The organism is Dorea sp. Marseille-P4042 (genome assembly GCF_900290215.1).
In the GTDB taxonomy this organism is placed as follows: Bacteria; Bacillota; Clostridia; order Lachnospirales; family Lachnospiraceae; genus Dorea; species Dorea formicigenerans.
The window spans coordinates 839,668-865,299 of sequence record NZ_OLMI01000003.1 but is presented as its reverse complement, the minus strand read 5'-3'; the positions used below and the strand labels follow the sequence as shown (position 1 = coordinate 865,299).

Sequence of the window (25,632 nt, the reverse complement as noted above, 5' to 3'; positions counted from 1 at the left end):
GAAAGGAGCATTTAATAATTATGAAAAAGATTATAAAACGATTGCTTACAGGTGTACTTACCCTTGCAACCGTATTTACCGCATTACCTGTCACACAGGTTCATGCTGCGGATTCCGTCTATACCACTACGGACGGTAAAGCAGGAACAATCGTCAAGGTTGACAATAGCGGTACAGAGATTAAGAGCTTTGAAGAAAGCATAATGACCGCTGACGGTCAGACTGCCTATTGTGTAGATATTAACACCAACTTTGAATCGGGATATAAAAACCGTGTTGACGCTAAAGACAGAATGAGTGACGACCAAATATCAGACGTGGCGTTGAATCTGGAATACGTCAAACAGTATTCCAAAACACACAGTCTTTCCAGCAAGCAAGTCTATCTGTTGGAACAATGCGTTGTCTGGCGTAGATTGAGCATTCATTTAGGTTGGGGTTACAACAATGTACGAGCTGCCTATGACGAAGTATCAGAAAAAATCCAGTCAGAAGTCTATGAGAACGCAAAGGCTTTCGCAAAAGCGAATAAAGACCGTTACGACTGTGGCGGTTATATTTATGTCGGTGAGGGGCAGGATTTAGGACAGTTCTGGGCGAAGCTGGCTGTCGGTGATGGCAAGATTCAGAAATCGTCCAGTAATACAGCGATTACAAAGTCTAATGACTGCTATTCCTTATCTGGTGCGACTTATACTGTCTATTCTGATAAAGGCTGCACGAAGTCTGTTGCCACACTTACGACAGATGGCAACGGGAATACTGACACTGTGGAACTCCGAGCTTCTACATACTATGTAAAAGAAACCGAAGCTCCAAAGGGATTCCAGTTAGATAAGAACGTCTACACCCTTACGGTCAAGGCTGGTGAAACTACTACATTGAAAGTCAGCGATACACCAAAAGTCACTGATACTTTGGTTGAGCTTTTCAAGATTGATATGGAAACGTCCAACTCTACCGCACAGGGTAACGCTTCTTTGGAGGGTGCGGAGTTCGTCTGGAAGTATTATGACGGATATTACACAAAAGATAATCTTCCAGCAGAAGCAACACGCACATGGACGACAAAGACAATCGCTGAAAAAGACAGTAATAACGAAGTCCACTACATCACACGTTTAGCTGACGCTTACAAAATATCGGGTGACAGTTTCTACACACAAAACGGTACTGTCTGCCTGCCGCTTGGTACTATCACTGTGGAAGAAAAAGCTGCTCCAAACGGGTACTTGTTAGAGGGTGCATATATGCAGGCTAACGGAAGTTCGGAACAGATAAAAGGTGTCTATGTGGCACAGATTACAGAAGATGGTGAGCTTGCAGCATTAAGCGGCAGCAACCAGTATTCCGTATCAGACAAGGTGATTCGTGGCGGTGTGAAAATCCAGAAGCGTGACCTTGAAACGAAAGATACAAAACCACAAGGCGGTGCAATATTGAAAGATACTGCCTTTGAAATCATTTCCCTAAATGATAACCCTGTCTTGGTAGATGGCAAGCTATATAACAAAAATGAAGTTGTCAAGACAATCCATACAGGCGTTGACGGTATCGCTGCGACTGCCGCAGACACACTTCCTTACGGTCACTATAAGATTTCGGAATCTAAAAGTCCGACAGGCTACTTGACCACTGGTGCGACAGACCGTGAGTTTGACATTGTGAATGATGGTGAAATCGTTGACTTAACAGACGAAGCACACTCTGTTTACAATCAGATTATTCGTGGTGATTTGGAGGGTGTGAAAATCGGTGATGGCACTCACAAGCGACTTGCGAATGTTCCGTTCAGGATCACCAGCAAGACGACTGGTGAAAGCCACATCATTGTGACGGACGCAAACGGTCAGTTCTCCACTTCTTCTGAATGGGTATCGCATAAACAGAATACCAACGCTGGTAAATCCAGTGAGGACGGTATCTGGTTCGGTACTTCCACACCAGACGACAGCAAAGGTGCATTGCTTTATGACACTTACACAATCGAAGAATTACGCTGTGATTCCAACAAAGGAATGACACTGATTCCTGCCTTTGATGTGGTGGTTTCCAGAAATAAGACAGTCATTGACTTAGGCACTTTGACAGATGATTACAAACCAGAAATCTCTATCCATACTACCGCTGCCGACAAGGTAACAGGTGAAAAATCAATTATTGCTGGTAAGAGTGTGACTATCGTTGATACGGTTACTTTGGACGGATTGAAAAAAGGCACAAAATATCAGCTCAAAGGCTGGCAGATGGTGAAATCTGAAAATGCACAACTTCTTATTGACGGAAAACCAGTGGAAAGTGATTACTCATTTACTGCAAAGGATTCCAAAATGGAAGTTGAGGTTTCCTATACATTCAACGCCAGTGCTTTAGGTGGCAAAGACCTTGTGACGTTTGAAGAATTATACGACCTTTCCAATCCAGACGAGCCTGTCAAGGTGGCTGAACATAAGGACATAGAGGACGACGGGCAGACCGTGAAAATCGAAGAACGAGTGATTACGGTTCATACCACAGCTATCGACAAGGCAACAGGTGAAAAGATGATTGTTGCTGGTAAAGATGTGACTATCATTGATACGGTCACTTTAGATGGTTTGGAAAAAGGCACAAAATATCAGCTCAAAGGCTGGGAAATGGTGAAATCTGAAAATGCAGAGCTTCTTGTAAATGGTGAGCGTGTAGAAAATGACCTTGCTTTTACCGCTACTGATACAAAGATGGAAGTTCAGATTGCGTTTACATTCAATGCCAGCGAGCTTGCAGGAAAAGAGCTTGTCACTTTTGAGGAATTATACGACGTGACAAATCCAGACGAGCCTACGAAAGTGGCTGAACATAAGGACATAGAGGACGACGGGCAGACCGTGACAATCACAGAGCGTATCATCACTATGCACACAACCGCTACCGACAAGGCAACAGGCAAAAAGACAATCGAAGCTGGTAAGAGTGTGACTATCGTTGATACGGTCACTTTAGACGGTCTGGAAAAAGGCACAAAGTACACCCTTAAAGGTTGGGAAATGGTGAAATCTGAAAATGCAGAGCTTATCGTAAATGGTAAGCGTGTGGAAAATGACCTTACTTTCACCGCTACTGACAGTAAGATGGAAGTTCAGATTGCATTTACATTCAATGCCAGCGAGTTAGGTGGTAAGGAGCTTGTGACGTTTGAAGAATTGTACGATACAACAAATCCAGACGAGCCTATCAAGGTGGCTGAACATAAGGACATCAAGGATAAAGGGCAGACTGTAACAATCACAGAAAAACCAGAATCCCCTACCACACCAGATGAGCCTAGCACACCAACAAGAACAGGCACATCACCAAAGACGGGTGACAATACACCATTTGTCGCATTATTCGCTATGATGGGGATTTCCGCTGCTGGTCTTATCTTTGCAGGATATAAGAGATTCCGCAGAGTAAAGAAGTCTAAATAATACGGGAGGTCACGGTACATGAAAACGCCCCGTTCACCGCCCATCATAAGAAAGTCAGTATGTGACTGACAGTAAATCGAAGTTCTGCTTGATGAACACTTATCTTTCTGAATGGGAATTGTCAAGGGTGCTTTAGCACAAAGCAACGCCCTTGATGATTCACAGGCAGACAGATATTATCCAAACAGCAGAATGACACTATCAATCATTAAAAATATAGAAAGAAAAGAGGTAAATACATTTATGGAATTAAAACACGTTATCCCGAACATGGAAAAAACATTCGGAAATTTGGAGTTTGCAGGTGAGAATAAGGTGGAACAGCGTAGGATCAACGGACGTATGACGGTAGTTTCTCGTAGTTTTAACCTTTATTCGGACGTACAGAGGGCAGATGATATTATCGTGGTACTGCCTGCGTCTGCTGGTGAGAAAAATTTTGAATCGGAGGAAAAGGTCAAACTTATCAATCCGAAAATCACCGCAGAGGGTTACAAAATCGGTACAAGAGGATTCACAAACTATATCCTGTCAGCAGACGATATGGTGAAAGCGTAAGGAGGTAGAAAGATTATGAGATTAGCAAACGGAATCATTATTGATAAGGAAAAGACATTCGGAGTATTGAAGTTCTCGGCGTTGCGTCGTGAGGTACATATGCAGAATGAGGACGGTACGGTTTCTGAAGAAATCAAGGAACGTACCTACGACTTGAAATGTAAAGAACAGGGACGCATGATACAGGTAAGTATTCCTGCCACTGTTCCGTTAAAGGAGTTTGACTACAACGCAGAGGTGGAAATCATCAACCCTGTGGCTGATACAGTGGCAACTGCTACGTTTCAAGGGGCAGACGTTGACTGGTACATCAAGGCAGACGATATTGTCTTGAAGAACAGACAGGCTGGAAATAACCATGCTCCAAACAATCCGCAGCAGCGAAAAGACAATCCTAACGGAAAATAAAAGTCATGGATAATATCATAGGGTATGATGATTACGAAAAGGACTTTCGACGTGTCGCTCTGCCAGAATACAGGTGGCTTGCAGAAGATATACTGTTACAGGCATTAGAAAACTGTGAGCCACAAGAATCTCTGGAAGTACATATGCCCGATTATATCAGTAATGATGGCTGTGGCTATACGTTTCAGTTCCAGACAAAGACTGGCGGCAGCGGTGAAAATGGAGGTGTACTCATATTTTACATGGATTTTTATTAAATAAGGGAAACCGTATTCGAGCCAGCGACAAATCGCTGGTTTTTCGTTTCTCGACTGGTTCGCTGCTCCTGCTCTTTCTTATGGTAGTAGTATTGCTGAACCTAAAGACAATCCTAACAACGGACTGGAAATCGGTTAGTTTTCTGAAAGATGGCAGCGTCCATTTAACAGTCACGCCATATATGATAGTGACGGTCATAGTGTCAGCTCTGGTCTGTGTGATTGCTGCCCTTTTGTATCAGCGATTCCAGTATGACAGGGTGAAACAGCTCTTTCACCGTCAAAAGCTGGCAAAGATGATACTTGAAAATGGCTGGTATGAATCAGAAACCACACAGGACAGCGGATTTTTTAAGGATTTACCAGCAGGTACAAAGAAAGAAAAAATCACCTATTTTCCAAAGCTGTATTACCGTATGGATAACGGACTATTGTATATTCGTACAGAAATCACGCTGGGGAAATATCAAGACCAGCTCCTACACTTGGAAAAGAAACTGGAAACAGGCTTGTACTGTGAGCTGGTATCAAAAGAGCTGCATGATTCTTATGTGGAGTATGTCTTACTCTATGATACGATTGCAAACCGTATCACCATTGACGAGGTACAGGCTGAAAATGGCAGCCTGCGTCTGATGAAGAATGTCTGGTGGGAGTATGACAAGCTCCCTCATATGCTGATTGCTGGCGGTACGGGTGGAGGTAAAACTTACTTTATCCTCACTATCATTGAAGCTCTGCTCCGCTGCAATGCGGTCATGTATGTGTTAGACCCAAAAAACGCCGACCTTGCGGATTTATCCGTTGTCATGCCAGAAGTCTATTACAAAAAGGAAGATATAACCGCCTGTATTGATAAATTCTATGACGGTATGATGGCACGAAGTGAAGCTATGAAGCTCATGGAAAATTATAAGACAGGTGAAAACTATGCCTATCTCGGTCTTGCTCCACATTTTCTCATATTTGATGAATATGTGGCGTTTATGGAAATGCTGACGACAAAGGAAAACGCTGCTGTGCTGAATAAGCTCAAACAGATAGTCATGCTCGGACGACAGGCAGGTTACTTTCTTATCCTTGCCTGTCAGCGTCCAGACGCAAAATATCTCGGTGACGGAATCCGTGACCAGTTCAACTTCCGTGTTGCATTGGGGCGTATGTCGGAGCTTGGCTATTCCATGATGTTTGGTGAGGTAGACAAGGATTTTTTCTTGAAGCAGATAAAAGGTCGTGGATATGTTGATACGGGAATGAGTGTCATATCAGAGTTTTACACGCCCCTTGTACCAAAAGGACACGATTTCCTAAAAGAGATAGGAAGATTGTCACAAAACAGGCAGGACGGACAGGCGGCGTGCGAAGCGGAAGCCGCAGGTACGGACTAGCCTGTGTTGGTGTGGCTTGCCACACCAACCATTCGCCCCCGTTATCTAACAGGGGGGCACAAATCAACTGGAAACAGTCAATTCAATATCGAAAAATCCTTAAAATATGAGGATTTTTCAAACATTCAAGGGAGTGTGACAAAATCGGAAAATGTCACATTCCTTTTTCGATTGGAGGGATTTTCACTGAATGATACCGACTGGATAAATGATTTTAAGGAAAAACGGACGCAGTACGGCGTTTCCCAGAATCAGCTTGCGGTCATGGCTGGTGTCAGCCGAGAATATGTCAGCAGGCTTGAATCTGGAAAAGTAGCCTTGACGGAAGAAATCAAGGTGAAATTCACGGACGCTCTGGAGCGATTGAATCCAGACAATCCGCTGGAAATGGTCTTGGATTACGTCAGAATCCGATTCCCCACACAGGACGTAAAACACGTTGTTGAGGATATTCTCAAATTAAGGTTTGATGTGATGATACATGAGGATTTCGGGTTCTACTCCTATGCGGAACATTATGTCTTGGGTGATGTGTTCGTGCTGACTTCACCCGATAAGGAAAAAGGCACATTGCTAGAGCTGAAAGGAAAAGGCTGCCGACAAATGGAAAGCTACCTGTTAGCACAGCATAGGAGTTGGTATGACTTTCTCATGGACGCTCTGATAGAGGGAGGTGTGATGAAACGTCTTGACCTTGCCATCAACGATATGGCAGGAATCTTGGATATTCCAGAGTTGACAGAGAAATGCAACCATGAAGAATGTATTTCCGTATTCCGCAGTTTCAAGTCTTACCGTTCTGGTGAACTTGTCAGAAGTCAGGAACAGGATAAATATGGTATGGGAAATACATTGTATATCGGTTCGCTCAAATCAGAAGTCTATTTCTGTATCTACGAAAAGGACTATGAACAGTATGTCAAATACGATATTCCTATTGAAGATACGAAAATCAAGAACCGTTTTGAAATTAGGCTAAAGAATGAGCGAGCCTATTATGCGGTGCGTGACCTGCTGACCTACCATGACGCAGAGCGTACCGCTTTTGATATTATCAACCGCTATATGCGATTCGCTGACAAGGAGGTGGAGAAACGACGCAGCGAATGGAAAACCAATGAGAAATGGGCGTACTTTATCGGTTCTGATCGTGGGCGTTTGAAACTGACGACCAAACCAGAACCGTACACGCTCACAAGGACGCTGAACTGGATAAGCAGACAGGTAGCTCCCACATGGAAAGTCTTACAGCAGATAGACAGTACCAACGGTACAAGCTATCTCAAAGATATTTTAGACCATGCGAAGCTCACCGAGCGTCATAAGAAGCTGATTGAACAGCAGACGACTTCCACAGAGGAAGTCATTACAGAAACGGAGGAATGACAACATGAAACATATCTTATTTGACTTCTTCCTGTTCTCACTTGGAGCAGGATTCGGAGTAGTTACTATGTGTCTTATGCAGGCAGCAAAAGCCGCAGACAGAGAAATTGAAATGATGGAAAGGAGAAAGAAATAATGAATTTCGGACAGAACTTATACAACTGGTTTTTATCTAACGCACAGAGCTTGGTGCTTATGGCAATCGCTGTTATCGGGGTGTATCTTGGTTTCAAGCGTGAGTTTTCCAAACTTATCGGCTTTCTGGTGATTGCCTTAATTGCTGTCGGCTTAGTATTCAACGCTTCTGGCGTAAAAGATGTACTGTTACAGTTATTCAATAAGATTATCGGGGCATAATGCTCCGATAGTCGGAAAATGGAGGACAACATGAAAACAGATATTTTTGAGGATATGAAAGACTGTATCGGCTGCCATGATGTTTCTGACCTGCCCTACCATAAACGTGAGGTGTGGGAGGAAATCAAACGACAGTTACCGCTTACATATCCGAAAGAACAGTTAGAAAAATTCTCTCATTATGTGTTCGGTGTAGATTATGCTGTTATAATGGGAATACTGGAAATGAGGAAAGGAAGTGATAAGCCTTGCAGGAAATGCGAATCTACCTTTTAAACAATACAAAACCTTACCATGACGAGGACGACGGTTACTCTGGTGACTGGTTCAACTGCCCTGTGGACTTTGAGGAAGTCAAAGAAAAACTCGGTGTGGAACATGAAGAACAGATTGAGATTGCAGACTATGAGCTGCCCTTTGACATACACAGCGATATGCCCCTTTGGGAAATCAACGCCAACTGCCGCATGGTTCTTGAAATGGAGGGTACGCCTATTGGTAATGAAATGAAAGCCATTCAGCAGAAATGGTTTGCCAGCTTTGATGAATTTATCGACCATAAGGACGAGATACGTTACTATGATGTGGGGGACGGTGCGGCACTGGCAGAATACCTTATCCGTGAGGAATCCGTTTTCGGTGAGATTCCCCACGAACTTTTAAAACATATCGACTACCATTCCTACGGAAGTGAGCTGGAAATGGACGACAGATACCTTTTTACAACAAGCGGCGTATTCCGTTATCAGTAAAGGGGGGATGTGGTATAGAAGAAATGCGAGTTTATATCGCCAATCTTGGGAAATACAACGAGGGTGAGCTTGTGGGTGCGTGGTTCACGCCGCCTGTGGATTATGACGAAATGGCAGAACGTATCGGATTGAATGACGAATACGAAGAATACGCAATACACGATTATGAGCTGCCCTTTGAGATTGACGAATATACACCGATTGAGGAAGTCAACCGCCTTTGTGAAATGGTGGAGGATTTACCAGAGGATATACAGGACGAACTTTCAGAGCTGCTCTGCTATTACAGCAGCTTGGAAGAATTGTGCGAACACGCAGACGATATTATCCATTATCCCGATTGTGACGATATGACAGACGTTGCCTATTACTTCATAGATGAATGTCAAAGTCTGGGTGAGATACCAGACAGGATAAGAAGCTACATAGACTATGAAGCCTACGGGCGTGACCTTGATTTAGAGGGACGTTTTGTCGTCACCAATCATGGCGTGTTTGAATGTCCGTACTGACAATTACAACTGAATATTTTATCATCAGCCAGTTATAAATGAACTGGTATTTTTTATGCAGCAGCCTTGAAATATAGGCTGCTGTTCTCATTTTAGAAAAGAAAGGAGCTGTGAAAATTGAAGAAAATCAAAAGCTATACAAGCATATGGAGCGTGGAGAAAGTCATTTATGCAATCAACGACTTTCAGCTCCCGTTCCCTCTCACGTTCAGTCAGATGGCTTGGTTTGTGGTGTCGCTGTTCGTGGTGATTCTCTTTGGGGAGCTGCCGCCCTTTAACATGATTGACGGGGCGTTCCTCAAATACTTTGGAATCCCTGTGGCGTTTACTTGGTTCGTATCGCAAAAGACCTTTGACGGAAAGAAGCCTTTCGGATTCTTGAAATCGGCTGTCACCTTTGCCCTGCGTCCAAAAGTGACCTATGCAGGAAAAGCCATCAAGCTGAAACATGAGAAATTCAATCCCGTTATTACAGCAGTTAGGAGTGTGATGTATGTTCCCGATTAAATATATAGAAAACAATCTGGTGTTCAACCATGACGGTGAATGTTTCGCCTACTATGAGCTGACACCCTACAATTATTCGTTCCTGTCACCAGAGGAAAAATATATGGTGCATGACAACTTCCGTCAGCTTATCGCACAGAACCGTGACGGAAAAATCCATGCCTTACAGATTGCCACAGAGGACAGTCTGCGTGCCATGCAGGAGCGTTCCAAAAAAGGAATCACAGGCAGGTTAAAAGAAATCGCCTGTAAAAAGGTAGACGAACAAACCGAAGCGTTGGTTGAGATGATTGGGGAAAATCAGATTGACTACCGCTTTTTTCTTGGATTCAAGCTGTTAGTCAATGAGGAAGAAATCAACCTAAAGAGCATGAAGAAATCAGCAGCTATGACCTTTACCGATTTTATCTATGAAGTCAATCACAAGCTCATGGGTGACTTTGTTTCCATGAGCAATGATGAGATTAACCGATTTATGAAGATGGAAAAGCTCTTGGAAAGTAAAATATCAAGACGTTTTCAGTTCCGCAGGCTGGATAAGAACGACTTCGGGTATCTCTTGGAACACATTTACGGGAATACGGGCGTTGCGTACAGTGATTACAGTTACGATTTACCCGTCAAGAAGCTAAAGCGTGAAACGCTGGTGAAGCGATATGACCTTATCCGTCCTACTCGCTGCATGATAGAAGAAAACCAGCGATACCTAAAGATGGAGCGTGAAGATCAGACAACATATGTTGCCTACTTCACGATTAACAATATCGTGGGTGAGCTGGACTTTCCATCTTCGGAAATCTTCTACTACCAACAGCAGCAATTCACATTCCCTGTTTCCACTTCCATGAATGTAGAGATTGTAACAAATAAGAAAGCCTTAACCACTGTCCGTAACAAGAAAAAGGAATTGAAAGACTTGGATAACCACGCTTGGGAATCCAACAACGAAACGGGAAATAACGTCATTGAAGCTCTGGATTCGGTGAATGAGCTGGAAATGAATCTCGACCAGTCAAAGGAATCCATGTACAAGCTGTCTTACGTTATCCGTGTGGCGGCTGATTCATTGGACGAATTGAAAAGACGCTGTGATGAAGTCAAGGATTTTTATGACGACTTGAATGTCAAACTGGTTCGTCCGTTTGGTGATATGTTGGGGTTGCATGGTGAATTTATCCCAGCAAGTAAAAGATACATCAATGACTATATCCAGTATGTCACTTCTGACTTTCTCGCTGGTCTTGGATTCGGTGCGACACAGCAGCTTGGGGAAACGGACGGTATCTATATCGGTTATAACCTTGACACTGGAAAAAATGTATATCTGAAACCCAGTCTTGCGGCACAGGGCGTTAAGGGTTCGGTAACTAATGCGTTGGCTGCCGCCTTTCTTGGTTCGCTCGGTGGCGGCAAGTCATTCTGTAACAACCTTATCATCTATTATGCGGTGCTGTTTGGAGGAAAAGCGGTCATTGTAGACCCGAAATCAGAGCGTGGCAACTGGCAGGAAACACTACCCGATATTGCACATGAAATCAAAATCGTGAATCTCACCAGTGAGGACAGGAACAAAGGACTTCTTGACCCGTATGTGATTATGAAGCGTACAAAGGACGCTGAAAGTCTGGCTATCGACATACTCACTTTTTTAACTGGTATCAGCAGTCGTGATGGTGAGAAGTTTCCTATCCTGCGTCGTGCAATCCGTTCTGTCACCCAGAGTAAGCAGCGTGGACTACTCCGTGTCATTGATGAATTAAGGAAAGACGGTTCATCAGTGGCAGAAAATATCGCAGACCATATCGAAAGCATGACGGACTATGACTTTGCACATCTACTGTTCTCGGACGGTGATGTGAAGCAATCCATCAGTTTAGACCGACAGCTTAATATCATACAGGTAGCAGACCTTGTACTGCCAGACAAGGACACAAAGTTTGAAGAATACACCACTATGGAATTATTGTCGGTGGCAATGCTTATCGTTATCAGTACTTTTGCCTTAGACTTTATCCATTCGGACAGAAGTATTTTCAAGATGGTGGATTTGGACGAAGCGTGGACGTTCTTACAGGTGGCACAGGGAAAAGCACTCTCAAATAAATTGATTCGTGCTGGTCGTTCCATGAACGCCGCTGTTTACTTTGTCACACAAAACTCTGGTGATGTGGACGACGAGAAAATGAAGAACAATATCGGTCTGAAATTTGCCTTTAGAAGCACAGATATAAAGGAAATCAAGAACACCCTTGAATTTTTCGGTGTGGATAAAGAGGACGAGGGCAACCAGAAACGACTTAGAGATTTGGAAAACGGGCAATGCCTGTTTCAAGATTTATACGGGCGTGTGGGCGTTATCCAGATTCACCCTGTATTCGCTGACCTGTTCCATGCCTTTGATACCAGACCGCCAGTGCAGACGGAAGAATCGAGGTGAAGCCTATGGATAAGAAAAAGATAGTCCGCTGTCTGCTTATCACGCTTTCAGTGATTTTGGGTGTGCTGGTATTCCTGTCCATCACAGGTACGGTAGCTCATGCGGCTGGTCTGGTAGATAATACGGTAAGCGACGCTAACGCCTATTCAAAATATCCATTGGAAAACTACCAGTTGGACTTCTATGTGGATTCAAGCTGGGACTGGTTGCCTTGGAACTGGCTGGACGGTATCGGCAAAAGTATTCAGTATGGCTTATACGCTATCACAAACTTTGTCTGGACGGTGAGCTTATACATTTCCAATGCAACGGGATATGTGGTACAGGAAGCCTACAAGCTGGACTTTATCTCTGATACCGCAAGCTCTATCGGAAAGAACATTCAGACGTTGGCTGGCGTGACTTCCAGCGGTTTTTCCAGTGAGGGATTTTATGTGGGATTTTTGCTTATCCTTATTCTGGTAATGGGTATCTATGTCGCTTATACAGGACTTATCAAAAGGGAAACCACAAAGGCGGTTCATGCGGTAATCAATTTCCTTGTGGTGTTTATCCTGTCAGCGTCCTTTATTGCCTACGCTCCAAACTATATCAGTAAAATCAATGACTTTTCCGCTGATATAAGCAGCTCGGCGTTATCGCTTGGCACAAAGATTGTGCTGCCCGATTCCAGCAGCAAGGGAAAAGACAGCGTGGATTTGATAAGGGACAGCCTGTTTTCCATACAGGTGAAACAACCGTGGCTGCTCTTACAGTACGGGGAATCCGATATAGAAACACTGGGTTCTGACCGTGTGGAAAGCCTGTTATCGGCAAGTCCAGATACGGACGACAGAGAGGACGTTGTGATTGAGGAAATCGAGGATAAGGACAATGACAATTTAAGTGTTACAAAGACAATGACACGTTTAGGTATGGTGGTATTTTTGTTTATTTTCAATATCGGCATATCGGCTTTCGTGTTCCTGCTTACAGGTTTGATGATTTTCTCACAGGTGCTATTTATCATTTACGCCATGTTTTTACCGATTAGCTTTATCTTATCCATGATACCGACTTATGAGGGCATGGCAAAAAAGGCACTTACGAAGCTGTTCAATACCATTATGATGAGGGCAGGAATCACGCTGATTATCACGACAGCTTTCAGCATATCCACTATGTTCTACTCGATTTCTTCTGGCTATCCGTTCTTTATGATTGCCTTTTTACAGATAGTCACCTTTGCAGGAATCTATTTTAAATTAGGTGATTTAATGGCAATGTTCAGTCTGCAATCTTCCGATACACAGCAGGTCAGCAGACGAATCATGCAACGACCTTATATGTTCCTTAACCGCAGGGCAAGACGCTTGGAGCGTAAAATCGGAAGAACGGTTGCGGCTGGTGCTGCTGGCGGTGTCGCTGGTGCTGCGGCTGCTTCTGCGTCTACGAAAAAGACGGATAATACAAAATCAGCAGGCAGCGGTCATACCAGACCGAATAATACGCCATCTTCCCATAGTGGAGGTAATGGAAAGCTGCCTGCTCTGCCCGATAAACAGAACAGCGATTCTTCACAGACCATACATAGCAGCTCTGCAAGCCAGACGCAGGAAACAAGTGCAACTTCTAAGCGTGGCATCGTGGATAAAAAAGCGGTATCGAAACAGCAGCCATCAAAGAAACAGAATAAACAAAGACCGCTGGTTGATAAGAAATCTGTGGAACAGGATAAGGAGCGACAGGACAATGGATCAGCGACAAAAGCTGGTACAGCGAAAGGAACTGCCCCATTGCATGAGCGACCAGTGACAACGCCTGTATCTGCGAAAGCAGCTCCACAGGCGGCAGGTTCTAAACAGGAATCTGCTGCAAAAGAACGTCCTGCAACTGTGACAAAGGAACAATCACAATCTGCCAGAGCAAAAGAACCAGCGACAAGAAAACAGGAGAATGTAAGGACACAGGTTATCAGAGAATCTACATCAACAGCGAATAAGCAATCTGCCCCTACTACCCGTCAGACCGTACAGAGTCAGAAGCAGACAAAGACCGTACAGAAAAAGACCACGAATAAAACGTCCAGCAGGAAAGGCGGCAAGAAATGAAGCTAAGACACTTCGCTGTGTTTGGTGGGATTTTCACGGTGATTATCTGTCTGCTTTTGTTTCTGTTTATCGTGACCGCAGATGATGAAGAAAACAGCACTTCCCACTATGATTTTTCTGGACTGAATCTGTCAGAGGAAGTGCTGAAACATCAGCCGACGGTAGAAAAGTATGCGAAAGAATACGGGATTGAGGACTATGTGAATTATCTGCTTGCGATTATGCAAGTGGAATCTGGCGGCACAGGTACGACAGACGTTATGCAAGCCAGTGAATCACTTGGTCTGCCGCTTAATTCCCTTTCAACAGAGGAATCCATCAAACAGGGGTGTAAATACTTTTCGGAGCTTTTGAAATCCGCAGAAGCAAAAGGCTGTGACATCAATACGGTGGTACAAGCCTATAACTATGGCGGCGGCTTTATTGATTATGTGGCGAATCACGGAAAAAAATATACTTTTGAACTGGCTGTCAGTTTCGCAAAGGATAAATCGGGCGGTGTGAAAGTCACCTATAAAAATGAGATTTCCATTAAGGAAAATGGCGGCTGGCGTTACAAGTACGGGAATATGTTCTATGTGCGTCTGGTAAATCAGTATTTAGCTGTTCCAAACTTTAGCGACGCTACGGTGCAGGCAATCTTCAATGAAGCCTTAAAGTATCAAGGCTGGAAGTACGTCTATGGCGGCAGCAATCCAAATACCAGCTTTGATTGTTCTGGTCTTACGTCTTGGTGCTATGGAAAAGCTGGTATCAGCTTACCCCGTACCGCACAGGCACAGTATGACGCTACACAGCACATACCATTATCACAGGCGAAAGCTGGTGATTTGGTATTCTTTCACTCGACTTATAATGCTGGAACGTATGTAACACACGTCGGTATCTATGCAGGAAACAACAGAATGTATCACGCTGGCGACCCTATCGGATATGCAGATTTAACAAGCTCGTACTGGCAGCAACATTTGATTGGTGCTGGACGGGTAAAAACGAAATAGAAAGGAAATGGTACTATGATATTCAAGAAAAAAGACAAGGAATCGAAACCAAAAAAAGAAAGACACGTGCCTGTGATGAAAATAGGCACGCATAAGAAAACAGTGATTGCCTTATGGCTGGTGCTGATTGCAAGTGTCAGCTTTGGGGTGTATAAGAATTTCACCGCCATTGATATGCACACGGTACATGAAAAGGAAGTCATTGAACAGCGTATTGTTGATACCAACAAGATAGAGAACTTTGTAAAAGCCTTTGCGAAGTCCTACTATTCTTGGAGCAACACGCAGGAATCCATTGACGCACGAACCGCAGCCATCAATAACTATCTGACAAAGAGCTTGCAGGATTTGAATGTTGATACGGTAAGACAGGATATACCTACAAGCTCTACGGTCACAGATGTAAAGATATGGGATATAGAACAGGCTGGAACGGACGCCTTTACCGTTGTCTACTCGGTTGATCAAACGGTAACGGAGGGTGAACAGTCAGTCGGCTACACTTCCGCTTACATGGTGGTGGTTCATGTAGATGGTAGCGGAAACATGGTTATCACACAGAATCCGACCATCAGCAGCACACCGACAAAATCCAGCTATGAACCAAAAGCAAAGGAATCTGACGGAACGGTGGACGCTGCCACAACAGAGGAAGTGACAGAGTTCTTGGAAACTTTCTTCAAGCTCTATCCGACTGCAACCGAAAAGGAACTTGCCTACTATGTATCTGGCAATGTGCTTGAACCTGTAAACTGTGATTATGTGTTTTCGGAGCTAGTAAATCCTATCTTTATCAAGGACGGGGAACAGGTCAAAGTATCAGTATCGGTGAAATACCTCGACCAAAGAACGAAGGCAACACAGATTTCACAGTTTGAATTGACACTGGAAAAAGATAATAACTGGAAGATTGTAGGATAATACTATAAAAGGCTTGCACTTCATACCTATATGATCTGCAAGCCTTTTTGCAGTTGAAATAACAATATTGTTTGCCTATTCCAAATGAACGCAATATAATTAAAAGTAATTGTGAAAATGGAGGTAAAGCAAAATGAAAATATTATTAGTTGAAGATGATATAGAAATTAGTACAATGCTAAAAAATTTTTTAATAACAGAAAATTTTGAAGTTATTACAGCGTTAGATGGGGAAAGTGCTTGTGAAAAATTCTTTTCAGATAGTTTTAGTTTGGTATTACTTGATTTAATGATACCAAAAATGAATGGTATAGAGGTTATGAGTAAAATCAGAGAACATAACACAGTACCTATCATTATTATTTCTGCAAAAGATACTGATTCTGATAAAACGCTAGGCTTGGGATTGGGAGCAGATGATTATATTACAAAGCCTTTTTCTGTCACAGAAGTATTGGCACGAATTAAGGCAAATATCAGAAGAAGTACACAATACGCTATGGGTACTTCTATGGAACAGCCAGTTATTACACAAGGCGTTCTTAGCATGAATCTTAATGATTACTCTGTAAAGAAAAATGGAAAAGAAATTGAGCTTACTGCAAAAGAATTTGAAATTTTAAAGTTATTATTACAGAATCCGAAAAAAGTATACACAAAGGAACAGATTTATTCCCTTGTATGGAATGACGCATATTTAGGTGATGAAAATGCTGTAAATGTTCATATCAGCAGATTAAGAACTAAAATCGAAGATAATCCCCGTGACCCACAATATATTATTACCGTTTGGGGAATCGGATATAAGTTAGGAGATTTTAAAGAATGAGCGATAAAACAATTATTTTCTTTTTGGTGCTTATAATTATTATGCTGCTTCTCATTATTTTGTATCAACGCTTCGTGTTCACCAGAGGAATACAGACGAAATTAAAACAAATAAGTGAGAAGTTAGAAGAAATTTTAGAAACTGGCAGCGACGAAAAAGTTATGGTATTCACAGATAATAAGGTTCTAATGGAATTGGGAGGACAAATCAACCGACTTCTGATTGACCGTCAAAAGATAAAAGCCGACTTTAAAAGAGAAGAAATTTCTTCAAAGAAAATGTTGGCAAATATCTCCCATGATATAAAAACGCCTTTAACTGTCATATTAGGGTATTTAGAAATATTGCGTCTTGGCAATGCAGATAATGAAATGTTGAAGAAAGTAGAATCAAAGGCAAAACAAGTAATGGACTTAATCAATCAGTTTTTTACTCTTGCAAAATTAGAAGCTGGCGACACAAATATAAATCTCTGTAAGATTAACATTAACGAACTATGCAGAGAAAACGTATTAAGTTTCTATGATATTTTATTGCAAAAAGATTTTACCGTTGATATATCAATACCAGAAACAACAATCTTCGTACAAGGTGACAAAGACGCACTTCAAAGAATCCTTTTCAATTTAATATCTAATGTAATACGCTATGGAAACGACGGTAAATATTTAGGAATATTTTTATATGAGGATAAGGCAAATGTTTTTATTGATGTAACCGATAAAGGAAAAGGAATAAAAAAGGAATTTGCTTCTAACGTATTTGACCGTCTATATACAATGGAGGATTCCAGAAACCGTGAAATACAAGGAAATGGTCTTGGTTTGACTATCGCTAAGAATCTTGCAGTACAATTAGGTGGAGATATTTTCTTAGACAGTATACCAAATATCAAAACTACTTTTACTGTAAAGCTGAAAAAAATAAGTTACTAATGTCACGAAAGAAATTCGTAAGAATTAGTCAAGAGTTTTGAAAATCTATAATATTACAATGATATTCAGAAAGGAGGCAATGAAATATGTCTTACATTTTGCAAACTAACCATCTAACAAAAATCATAGATGGCAAAGAATTAGTTACTGATGTGAATATCCATGTAAAAAAAGGAGAAATTTACGGATTCTTAGGTCCTAATGGAGCTGGAAAAACTACGGTTATGAAAATGATTACAAACCTTTGGAAACCAACCAAAGGAACCGTTGAGCTTTTCGGAAAAACGTTGGAAACAACTTCTTATGAAGTATTAAAGCGTATGGGAAGTATTATAGAATTTCCTACATTTTATGAACATATGAGTGGAAAAGATAATTTGCAGCTTCATTGTGAATACATGGGATATTATAACAAGGGGAGCATTGATGAAGTTTTGGAAATGCTTAATCTTGGAGAAGCAGCGAATAAACCAGTAAAAAGTTACTCTTTGGGAATGAAACAAAGATTAGGGATTGCCCGTGCAATTTTGTGTAAACCAGAGTTAGTTGTTCTTGATGAACCAACAAATGGATTAGACCCTGCTGGAATGAAACAACTTAGAGATTTATTCAAAATGCTATGCTCGGAATATGGTATTACACTAATTATATCTAGCCATCTTCTTTCAGAGATTGAAAGTATTGCAGATACAATCGGTGTTATCAATCATGGAAGAATGATGAAAGAAATTTCCATGAAAGAAATTTCTGAAATGAACACAGCTTATATTGAACTTGCTGTTACAGATACCCAAAAAGCGGCTTATGTGCTGGCTGAAAAGATGGAATTGAATAACTTCAAGATTATTAATGATTCAAAAATCCGTATATATGAGGTAAATGTTACTACACAAAAAATTTCAAAAGAGCTAATGCTGAATGGTGTAGAGATAACCTCTATCAATAAGCACACAGAAACATTGGAAGATTATTTCTTAAAAATGACAGCGGAGGTGGGAAAATAATGTTAAAGTTAATCAAACTTGAATGGAAGAAAAACAACATTGGAAAATACATCCGCAATGCAATTATTATGGCTGCTCTGCTTTGCTTATTTGTTTTTGCACTGGCATTTCTAGGTATTGCGAATGACCCAGATGGTACACTAGACGCTGCTCCGGGAACAAATACTATTTCCTCACCAATAGAATTGTTTACAAGCATGACATTTCTTATTTTTACTAGTGTGATGTTAGCGTCATTTATCGTAAGTGCCTACAAAAATAAGACTATGAATTTAATGTTTTCTTATCCTATTAAACGACAAAAAATATTAGCTTCTCAAATGCTGGCTGTATGGTCATTTAATTTTGTAGCCTTGATATTAACAAAGTTAGCTATTTATATGTGTGTATTTATCGGAGCTAAATTTATGCAATCATCTTTCGCTATTGATTTTGATATTGGTAGTTTATCATTCTATATTCAACTGATACTTAAATCAGTAGTAATAGTGAGTATGAGTTTTATCGCTTTGTTTGTGGGAATGGCAATGAAGTCTTCAAAGGCAACTATTATTACATCATTTTTGTTGATTTTCCTCACTCAAGCAAATGTTGGTGACTTCACATTAGCAGATAACGCAATATTCCCTATTATCTTAACTAGTATATCTTTAGGCTTTGCTGTTTTGTCGGTATATAATGCAGAAAGTAAAGATTTATTATAGTTATTATAGGGGGTGCGTATGAGTATAAAAAAATTATTGTTAATGATGGTCTTAGGACTAAGTTTCTGTATGACAGGTTGTGGAAATGGACAAAAAGTTGATTCTGAAAAAGAATTTTCTACAAATGATATTTCTGAAATAGTTATAAATAATTCTTCATGGAATTTAAAAATATTGGCTTCTAGCGATGATAAAATTCACGTTAGTTATGATGGAAAAATTGAAGATGGGGTTAGTAATATACAGATATTACAAAATGAAAGTCAATTAGTTATACAACAGGATACAACTTCCTCTAAAAATATTGCAACACAATTTTCCTTTGGAAAAGCTGGCAAAATTACTCTTTATATTCCGAAAGACACAGTGTTATCATTGGATATTAACAATGGTTCTGGCGATATGGAAATTGAAGCTATCAACCTTTCTGATTTTACTATGGAAAATGATTCTGGTTATGTGTCTATGTCAGATTTGGTTATAGAAAATGCTAAAATAGGTTCAAATTCGGGTGATATTAAAATTACAGGCGGTTCTTGCTCTGATTGTGATATTCAAACAGAATCTGCATATGTTACCATTAAAAAGATTTTTACCAACGAAACTGCAATTTTAACTGACGCTGGAGAAGTAAATATAAGCGGTATAAGTGATTATACTTCTCTATTTATAGAAACAGGTTCTGGCGATATAACAATATCGCATGGGACACAACCAGATAATTTATCTTATAACGTATCTAGCGGTTCAGATGATGTTACAATGCAGCTTCAAAATGCTAAAGCTACTACTGATACCGCAGGTTGTAAACAGGGAAGTATTGGTAAAGGAAAATGTTCTTTATCAGTTATGAGTGACAGTGGAACAATATCAATAAAGTAATGTTTGCTAAGAAAGTTGAGGAAAATCAATCCTCCACTTTCTTAGATTTTAGGATACCATCAGCAACGCTTTCCATGATAACTAAATCCTTATCGGAAAGATTATCAAGCTGTTTTCCAACTGTCGTCTTCTGGTGCTTTTATCCAGATCAGACGCAGGCAGGAAAAATTCATCAACGGAAATATTAAGTAATGATACAAGGTCATAAAAATACTTGACCTATATTTGATGGAGTATACTACAAGTTAAAATATTCTTTCATTGACTTAATCCATGTTTCGATTGCCTGTGTGAGAATATATTGTTGTTCCAAAACTGCTATACCTGTTTCTGGAATTTCGGGAACATCTTTTTTGAGATTCATGTTTTCCTCAAGATATGATTTTAGCGTTTGGACATTACTTTCAATATTAGCAAGACACAATTTTTGAGTATCTTTGGATAAACTGTCAATATTGACAATTACCGCATTGAAATCCAAAAAAATGTTAATCGGCTTACAGGAAATTTCCATCATCAACTTTTCGAACTGATGGTGTCCAGAATCAGTCAATGTATAGACTGCCTTTTCTGGCATTTTTCCCTCTTTGATGGTTGTGCTGGTAATATATCCTTTTTCTTCTAGCTGTATTACTTTTTTGTATATTGAAGGTGTGCTGATTTTTACCCATTTAGAGATATTACGGTATTCAACCAGTTTTTGAATATCGTATGCACTTAATGATTCTTTTTTCAGAATACCTAAAACAATTAAATCAATCGTTGCCATGAAATAGTCCTCCGTTTCTTCTTGACAACTACTATAAATTATAGTAGTATGAATATCGCAGCTGCGATTACTATAAATTATAGTATTATATTTTACACTTAATGTCAAGAGAAAGGAGATTTTAACATGAGCAGTAAAAACAATAAGATGGAGCTTTTAGGTAATGCTCCAATCCCCAAAGCTCTTATAGCAATGGGAATCCCTACCATGCTCGGTATGATGGTAAATGCCATCTACAACTTGGTAGACGCATATTTTGTTGGGGGATTAGGTACAAGTCAGATGGGAGCAATCTCTGTCGTATATCCTCTCGGTCAGGTTGTTGTCGGTCTTGGGTTGTTATTTGGAAATGGTGCAGCGTCTTATCTTTCCAGATTATTAGGAAAGGGTGATAAAGAAAAAGCAAATCAAGTTGCCAGTACAGCTCTGTATAGCAGTATTACAGTGGGTGCGATTATAATTATCTTTTCAATGATTTTTCTTCGCCCTATCTTGAAATTATTGGGAGCAACAGACAGTATCATGCCTTATGCTGTAACTTATGCCAGTATTTATATTGTTTCATGTATATTCAATGTATTTAATGTGACAATGAATAATATTGTGACAAGTGAGGGTGCTGCAAAGACAACTATGCTTGCTTTGATGGCTGGTGCAATATTGAATATTGGTTTAGACCCAGTTTTCATTTATGTATTAGATATGGGTGTTGCTGGTGCAGCAATCGCAACCGCAATTTCACAGATTATTTCAACTTTAGTTTATTTGACATTTGTTCTTAGAAAAAAGAGTATTTACCATTTTAGAATCAAGAACTGTACATTTACAAAAGAAATCATATCGGAGATATTTAAAATTGGTATTCCAACATTAGTATTCCAGATATTGACAAGTCTTTCTATTTCACTTGTCAATACACAGGCAAGACCTTATGGAGATTCCGTTATTGCTGGCATGGGTGCTGTTACAAGAGTTGTTTCTATGGGAAGTTTGATGGTATTTGGATTCATTAAAGGATTCCAACCGATTGCTGGATATAGCTATGGTGCAAAAAAGTTTGACCGATTACATGAAGCAATCAAGACTTCTATTATATGGTCTACTGCATTTTGTGTGATTTACGGATTGGTATTGACAATATTTTCAAATGGAATCATATCTCAATTTACAAAGGGTGATTTAGAAATGATTCGTGTAGGAACACAGTCATTACGAATAAACGGTATTTCATTCATGTTGTTTGGATTTTATACCGTATATTCCTCATTATTCCTTGCACTTGGAAAAGGATTGGCAGGATTTATTCTGGGAGCTTGCCGACAAGGTATCTGTTTTGTACCAGTAATCTTGATACTTCCTGCATTTTGGGGTATAAACGGTATTCTCTATGTACAACCGATTGCAGACTTACTTTCTGCAATTATCACAATATTTATGGCATTACACTTACACAAAGAATTAACATTAACAAAACAAAAATTTCTATCTGAAAAAACGGAATAAAATAAGGAGGTAATTATGATAAGTCAGCAATGGGTACTGTGTCCTGTTTGTGGAAATAAAACACGAACAAAGATAAGAAAAGATACAAAATTGATAAACTTTCCGTTATATTGTCCTAAATGCAGGAAAGAAAGTCTAATCAATGTAAAGAATCAAATAGTTACCATTGTAAAAGAGCCAGACGCTAAGACGCAGAGCCGATAATACCGAGAATGAATGAGATTTCTTGGATTATCGGCTTATTTTATTTAAAAGCTAAAAAGTGGAGGATTACTCGTCCTCCACTTCCTTAGATTTGATAATTCCATCAGCGACACTTTCCATTATAATTAAATCTTTATCGGAAAGGCTGTCAAGTTGTTTTTCCAACTGTCGTCTTCTGGTGCTTTTATCCAGATCAGACGCAGGCAGGAAAAATTCATCAACGGAAACATTAAGTAATGATACAAGGTCATAGAACACCTGTAAACTTGGGTGTTGCCCTTTGTTTTCGATATTTGTTAAATAGCGTGGGTCAATCTCAATCATTGCTCCCACTTGCTCACGAGTTAATTTTTGCTTTTTACGAGCTTCTTTGATTGCAAGACCAAAAGCTCTAAAATCATATTTATCTTCTTTTTTACGCATATGTAATCACCTCACTATATTTTACTGTTCCTGTTGATTTTCTAACAGGTATAGAAAAACGTATAGTATGGTTTGTGAGTTCCTATTATGCGTATAAAACCAAAAAAGGTACTGCCTAGCGGTAAATAAAAAAAACCGTTATTAACAGTACCATTTTTGCGTGTCAAAAAATATCATTACTTCAATGGCGGTTTGATAAGCCGCCTTTTTCTTTGTTTGCGCGCCATGGGCGCGCTCTAACGGGTGTAAGTCCCGAACATGCCCAGGTAGTGGGAAATGTATAGCCGAACAGCAAGGGTGTCTACCGTGAGGTGGAATCTGAAGGAAGCTGTAAGCAAATCTCTGGTCCGACGGACAGAAATCGCATATAAGGCTAGGCTTCGAGTGATAAGCTGGCAAAGAACAGCGAAGTCTAATAACTACCACGTTTGTAGAAGCAGAGTAAATGCGGCGGATATATGGAGAGAAAGAGCGTGCACCTTAAGCGTGGAGGTCTCACAGAGGTTTCATTAGCCTAGTAACAACGAACTGTGAGAAGTCAGCCGAGCCCATAGTAGTGAAGAAGTCTCTGTAATGGGGATGGAGCGAAGGGGCGAACAATCAATCAGTTTGAGTATGTCTCGTATTGCAGAAATGACAACATCTGCCGTAACCAATCGGGTAAAAGGTGGTCAAATCAAGCGAGACGGAAAGGAAAGAACGCATGGACACAAGTAATCTAATGGAGCAGATATTATCTAGTGATAATCTCAACAGAGCATATCTGCAAGTCGTACGAAACAAAGGTGCTGAGGGAGTGGACGGAATGAAGTACACAGAACTGAAGGAACACCTTGCAAAGAACGGCGAAACCATCAAGGGACAGTTGAGGACAAGAAAATATAAGCCTCAGCCAGTACGAAGAGTGGAGATACCAAAGCCTGATGGCGGTGTCAGAAACCTGGGAGTACCAACAGTAACAGACAGATTCATACAACAAGCCATCGCACAGGCGTTAACACCAATCTATGAGGAACAGTTCCATGACCACAGTTACGGATTCAGACCTAATAGATGTGCACAGCAGGCAATTCTAACGGCACTTGATATAATGAATGACGGAAATGACTGGATTGTAGACATCGACTTGGAAAAGTTCTTTGACACAGTAAACCATGATAAGCTAATGACTTTAATTGGAAGAACAATTAAGGACGGAGATGTCATCTCTATTGTAAGGAAGTATCTAGTGAGCGGAATTATGATAGACGATGAGTATGAGGATTCCATTGTGGGAACTCCACAAGGCGGAAACCTTTCTCCATTGCTGGCAAACATCATGCTCAATGAACTTGATAAGGAAATGGAAAAGAGAGGGCTTAACTTTGTACGATATGCAGATGACTGTATTATCATGGTCGGAAGTGAAATGTCTGCGAATAGAGTTATGAGAAATATCTCACGATTCATCGAAGAAAAGCTAGGGCTCAAGGTCAACATGACTAAGAGTAAAGTAGACAGACCAAGCGGACTTAAATACCTTGGATTTGGGTTCTACTTTGATTCAAGAGCGCATCAGTTTAAGGCAAAACCACATGCAAAATCAGTAGCGAAGTTTAAGAAGAGAATGAAAGAACTCACATGCCGTAGTTGGGGTGTTAGCAACAGCTGTAAAGTGGAGAAGCTCAATCAGCTCATAAGAGGTTGGATTAACTACTTCAAGATAGGCAGTATGAAAACACTATGCAAGGAATTAGATTCAAGAATCCGTTATCGGCTTCGCATGTGCATTTGGAAACAATGGAAAACACCACAGAATCGAGAGAAGAACCTTGTAAAACTTGGAATAGACAGAAACACAGCTAGACGAGTTGCATACACAGGTAAAAGAATAGCTTATGTATGTAACAAAGGCGCAGTAAATGTTGCTATAAGTAACAAAAGATTAGCCTCATTTGGACTAATCACAATGTTAGATTACTACACCGAAAAGTGTGTTACTTGTTAAGTTGATTGAACCGCCGTATACGGAACCGTACGTACGGTGGTGTGAGAGGTCGGAATTTCTCATTTAAGAGAAATTCCTCCTACTCGATTTCCATCAAAAAACAGCATATTGGTTTTGGTTTAGCGGCTTTGGGAGGTAGCCGTATTGAAAGACCTGTATAGCCGACATTTTTCGACATATCCGTTATTGTCAAAAAAATTCTAACTTTCACAGCGGTACAAAATACCCTTGAATGTGGTTTTTCACATTACATAACAGGAACAATCGTAAAAGCACAAGAACAGCATTTCTTTTATGCTCTTGTGCTTTTTTGCTGCTTAAAAATTTTTTTCAAATTCTTTTCTGAAAATGCAACAAATGGCTGCTGCG

26 protein-coding genes and 1 pseudogene are annotated in these 25,632 nt (G+C 40.5%); 24 read left to right on the top strand and 3 right to left on the bottom strand.

Annotation, left to right across the window (positions count from 1 at the left end):
- Positions 1-20 precede the first annotated feature (20 nt).
- The 21 genes from C7E02_RS17740 (at position 21) to C7E02_RS17640 (ending at position 20,377) form a co-directional block, all read left to right on the top strand.
- Positions 21-3,449 (top strand): VaFE repeat-containing surface-anchored protein, encoded by a 3,429-nt coding sequence (locus C7E02_RS17740; protein WP_105310302.1) that lies wholly within the window; start codon positions 21-23, stop codon positions 3,447-3,449.
- A 243-nt stretch (positions 3,450-3,692) separates the two neighbouring features.
- Positions 3,693-4,007, top strand: a complete 315-nt coding sequence (locus tag C7E02_RS17735; RefSeq protein WP_005363246.1) for a YdcP family protein — start codon at positions 3,693-3,695, stop codon at positions 4,005-4,007.
- Between the two features lie 15 nt (positions 4,008-4,022).
- Positions 4,023-4,415: a YdcP family protein gene (locus C7E02_RS17730; RefSeq protein ID WP_105310301.1), complete on the top strand. Its 393-nt coding sequence runs from the start codon at positions 4,023-4,025 to the stop codon at positions 4,413-4,415.
- A 5-nt stretch (positions 4,416-4,420) separates the two neighbouring features.
- The gene (locus C7E02_RS17725) at positions 4,421-4,672 is read left to right on the top strand and encodes a hypothetical protein (RefSeq protein ID WP_105310300.1); all 252 of its coding nucleotides are present in this window, start codon (positions 4,421-4,423) and stop codon (positions 4,670-4,672) included.
- Positions 4,651-6,060, top strand: coding sequence for an FtsK/SpoIIIE domain-containing protein (locus tag C7E02_RS17720; RefSeq protein WP_105310299.1), 1,410 nt, complete (start codon positions 4,651-4,653; stop codon positions 6,058-6,060). The genes C7E02_RS17725 and C7E02_RS17720 overlap by 22 nt, the downstream gene beginning before the upstream one ends.
- Before the next feature lie 135 nt (positions 6,061-6,195).
- Entirely contained in the window at positions 6,196-7,446 is a 1,251-nt protein-coding gene (gene mobT, locus C7E02_RS17715; RefSeq protein ID WP_105310298.1) for a MobT family relaxase, read from the top strand.
- Between the two features lie 4 nt (positions 7,447-7,450).
- On the top strand, positions 7,451-7,582 hold the full coding sequence (locus C7E02_RS17710; protein WP_105310297.1) for a DUF3789 domain-containing protein: 132 nt from the start codon (positions 7,451-7,453) through the stop codon (positions 7,580-7,582).
- Positions 7,582-7,803, top strand: a complete 222-nt coding sequence (locus tag C7E02_RS17705) for a hypothetical protein (protein ID WP_008393067.1) — start codon at positions 7,582-7,584, stop codon at positions 7,801-7,803. The genes C7E02_RS17710 and C7E02_RS17705 overlap by 1 nt, the downstream gene beginning before the upstream one ends.
- 30 nt (positions 7,804-7,833) lie before the next feature.
- A complete protein-coding gene (locus tag C7E02_RS17700) occupies positions 7,834-8,079 on the top strand; it encodes a hypothetical protein (RefSeq protein WP_105310296.1) in 246 nt (81 codons plus the stop codon).
- Positions 8,061-8,555, top strand: a complete 495-nt coding sequence (locus C7E02_RS17695) for an antirestriction protein ArdA (RefSeq protein WP_105310365.1) — start codon at positions 8,061-8,063, stop codon at positions 8,553-8,555. Before C7E02_RS17700 ends, C7E02_RS17695 begins: the two co-directional genes overlap by 19 nt.
- A 23-nt stretch (positions 8,556-8,578) precedes the next feature.
- On the top strand, positions 8,579-9,067 hold the full coding sequence (locus tag C7E02_RS17690; RefSeq protein WP_105310295.1) for an antirestriction protein ArdA: 489 nt from the start codon (positions 8,579-8,581) through the stop codon (positions 9,065-9,067).
- Between the two features lie 117 nt (positions 9,068-9,184).
- Positions 9,185-9,574: a conjugal transfer protein gene (locus tag C7E02_RS17685; protein ID WP_087287245.1), complete on the top strand. Its 390-nt coding sequence runs from the start codon at positions 9,185-9,187 to the stop codon at positions 9,572-9,574.
- Complete coding sequence (locus tag C7E02_RS17680; RefSeq protein WP_105310294.1) at positions 9,561-12,011, top strand: ATP-binding protein; 2,451 nt, start codon at positions 9,561-9,563, stop codon at positions 12,009-12,011. The genes C7E02_RS17685 and C7E02_RS17680 overlap by 14 nt, the downstream gene beginning before the upstream one ends.
- Before the next feature lie 5 nt (positions 12,012-12,016).
- Positions 12,017-14,101 carry a CD3337/EF1877 family mobilome membrane protein gene (locus C7E02_RS17675; RefSeq protein WP_105310293.1) on the top strand — a complete coding sequence of 695 codons (2,085 nt, stop codon included), beginning with the start codon at positions 12,017-12,019 and terminating at the stop codon, positions 14,099-14,101.
- Positions 14,098-15,102: a bifunctional lytic transglycosylase/C40 family peptidase gene (locus tag C7E02_RS17670; RefSeq protein WP_105310292.1), complete on the top strand. Its 1,005-nt coding sequence runs from the start codon at positions 14,098-14,100 to the stop codon at positions 15,100-15,102. Before C7E02_RS17675 ends, C7E02_RS17670 begins: the two co-directional genes overlap by 4 nt.
- An 18-nt stretch (positions 15,103-15,120) precedes the next feature.
- Entirely contained in the window at positions 15,121-16,023 is a 903-nt protein-coding gene (locus tag C7E02_RS17665) for a conjugal transfer protein (protein WP_330406870.1), read from the top strand.
- A gap of 133 nt (positions 16,024-16,156) precedes the next feature.
- The gene (locus tag C7E02_RS17660; RefSeq protein ID WP_105310290.1) at positions 16,157-16,852 is read left to right on the top strand and encodes a response regulator transcription factor; all 696 of its coding nucleotides are present in this window, start codon (positions 16,157-16,159) and stop codon (positions 16,850-16,852) included.
- Complete coding sequence (locus C7E02_RS17655) at positions 16,849-17,787, top strand: sensor histidine kinase (RefSeq protein ID WP_105310289.1); 939 nt, start codon at positions 16,849-16,851, stop codon at positions 17,785-17,787. The genes C7E02_RS17660 and C7E02_RS17655 overlap by 4 nt, the downstream gene beginning before the upstream one ends.
- An 86-nt stretch (positions 17,788-17,873) precedes the next feature.
- Positions 17,874-18,791, top strand: a complete 918-nt coding sequence (locus tag C7E02_RS17650) for an ABC transporter ATP-binding protein (protein WP_105310288.1) — start codon at positions 17,874-17,876, stop codon at positions 18,789-18,791.
- Positions 18,791-19,495: an ABC transporter permease gene (locus C7E02_RS17645; protein ID WP_105310287.1), complete on the top strand. Its 705-nt coding sequence runs from the start codon at positions 18,791-18,793 to the stop codon at positions 19,493-19,495. The genes C7E02_RS17650 and C7E02_RS17645 overlap by 1 nt, the downstream gene beginning before the upstream one ends.
- 18 nt (positions 19,496-19,513) lie before the next feature.
- Positions 19,514-20,377, top strand: coding sequence for a DUF4097 family beta strand repeat-containing protein (locus C7E02_RS17640; RefSeq protein ID WP_105310286.1), 864 nt, complete (start codon positions 19,514-19,516; stop codon positions 20,375-20,377).
- 25 nt (positions 20,378-20,402) lie between these two features.
- On the opposite strand, the pseudogene C7E02_RS20765 reads toward C7E02_RS17640, so the two are convergent.
- Positions 20,403-20,459 (bottom strand): annotated as a pseudogene (locus C7E02_RS20765) (hypothetical protein); the annotation flags it as partial.
- Between the two features lie 156 nt (positions 20,460-20,615).
- Positions 20,616-21,146, bottom strand: coding sequence for a PadR family transcriptional regulator (locus C7E02_RS17630; protein ID WP_105310285.1), 531 nt, complete (start codon positions 21,144-21,146; stop codon positions 20,616-20,618).
- Positions 21,147-21,272: 126 nt separating this feature from the next.
- Between C7E02_RS17630 and C7E02_RS17625 the strand changes: the two genes are divergently transcribed.
- Both C7E02_RS17625 and C7E02_RS17620 read left to right on the top strand, forming a co-directional pair.
- A complete protein-coding gene (locus C7E02_RS17625) occupies positions 21,273-22,649 on the top strand; it encodes an MATE family efflux transporter (protein ID WP_105310284.1) in 1,377 nt (458 codons plus the stop codon).
- A gap of 15 nt (positions 22,650-22,664) precedes the next feature.
- On the top strand, positions 22,665-22,853 hold the full coding sequence (locus tag C7E02_RS17620) for a cysteine-rich KTR domain-containing protein (protein ID WP_105310283.1): 189 nt from the start codon (positions 22,665-22,667) through the stop codon (positions 22,851-22,853).
- Positions 22,854-22,919: 66 nt separating this feature from the next.
- Here C7E02_RS17620 and C7E02_RS17615 read toward each other — a convergent pair whose 3' ends face one another.
- Complete coding sequence (locus tag C7E02_RS17615) at positions 22,920-23,276, bottom strand: helix-turn-helix domain-containing protein (protein ID WP_105310282.1); 357 nt, start codon at positions 23,274-23,276, stop codon at positions 22,920-22,922.
- A gap of 703 nt (positions 23,277-23,979) precedes the next feature.
- On the opposite strand from C7E02_RS17615, the gene ltrA reads away from it, so the two are divergent.
- Entirely contained in the window at positions 23,980-25,263 is a 1,284-nt protein-coding gene (ltrA, locus tag C7E02_RS17605) for a group II intron reverse transcriptase/maturase (protein ID WP_029731837.1), read from the top strand.
- Positions 25,264-25,632: the final 369 nt, after the last annotated feature.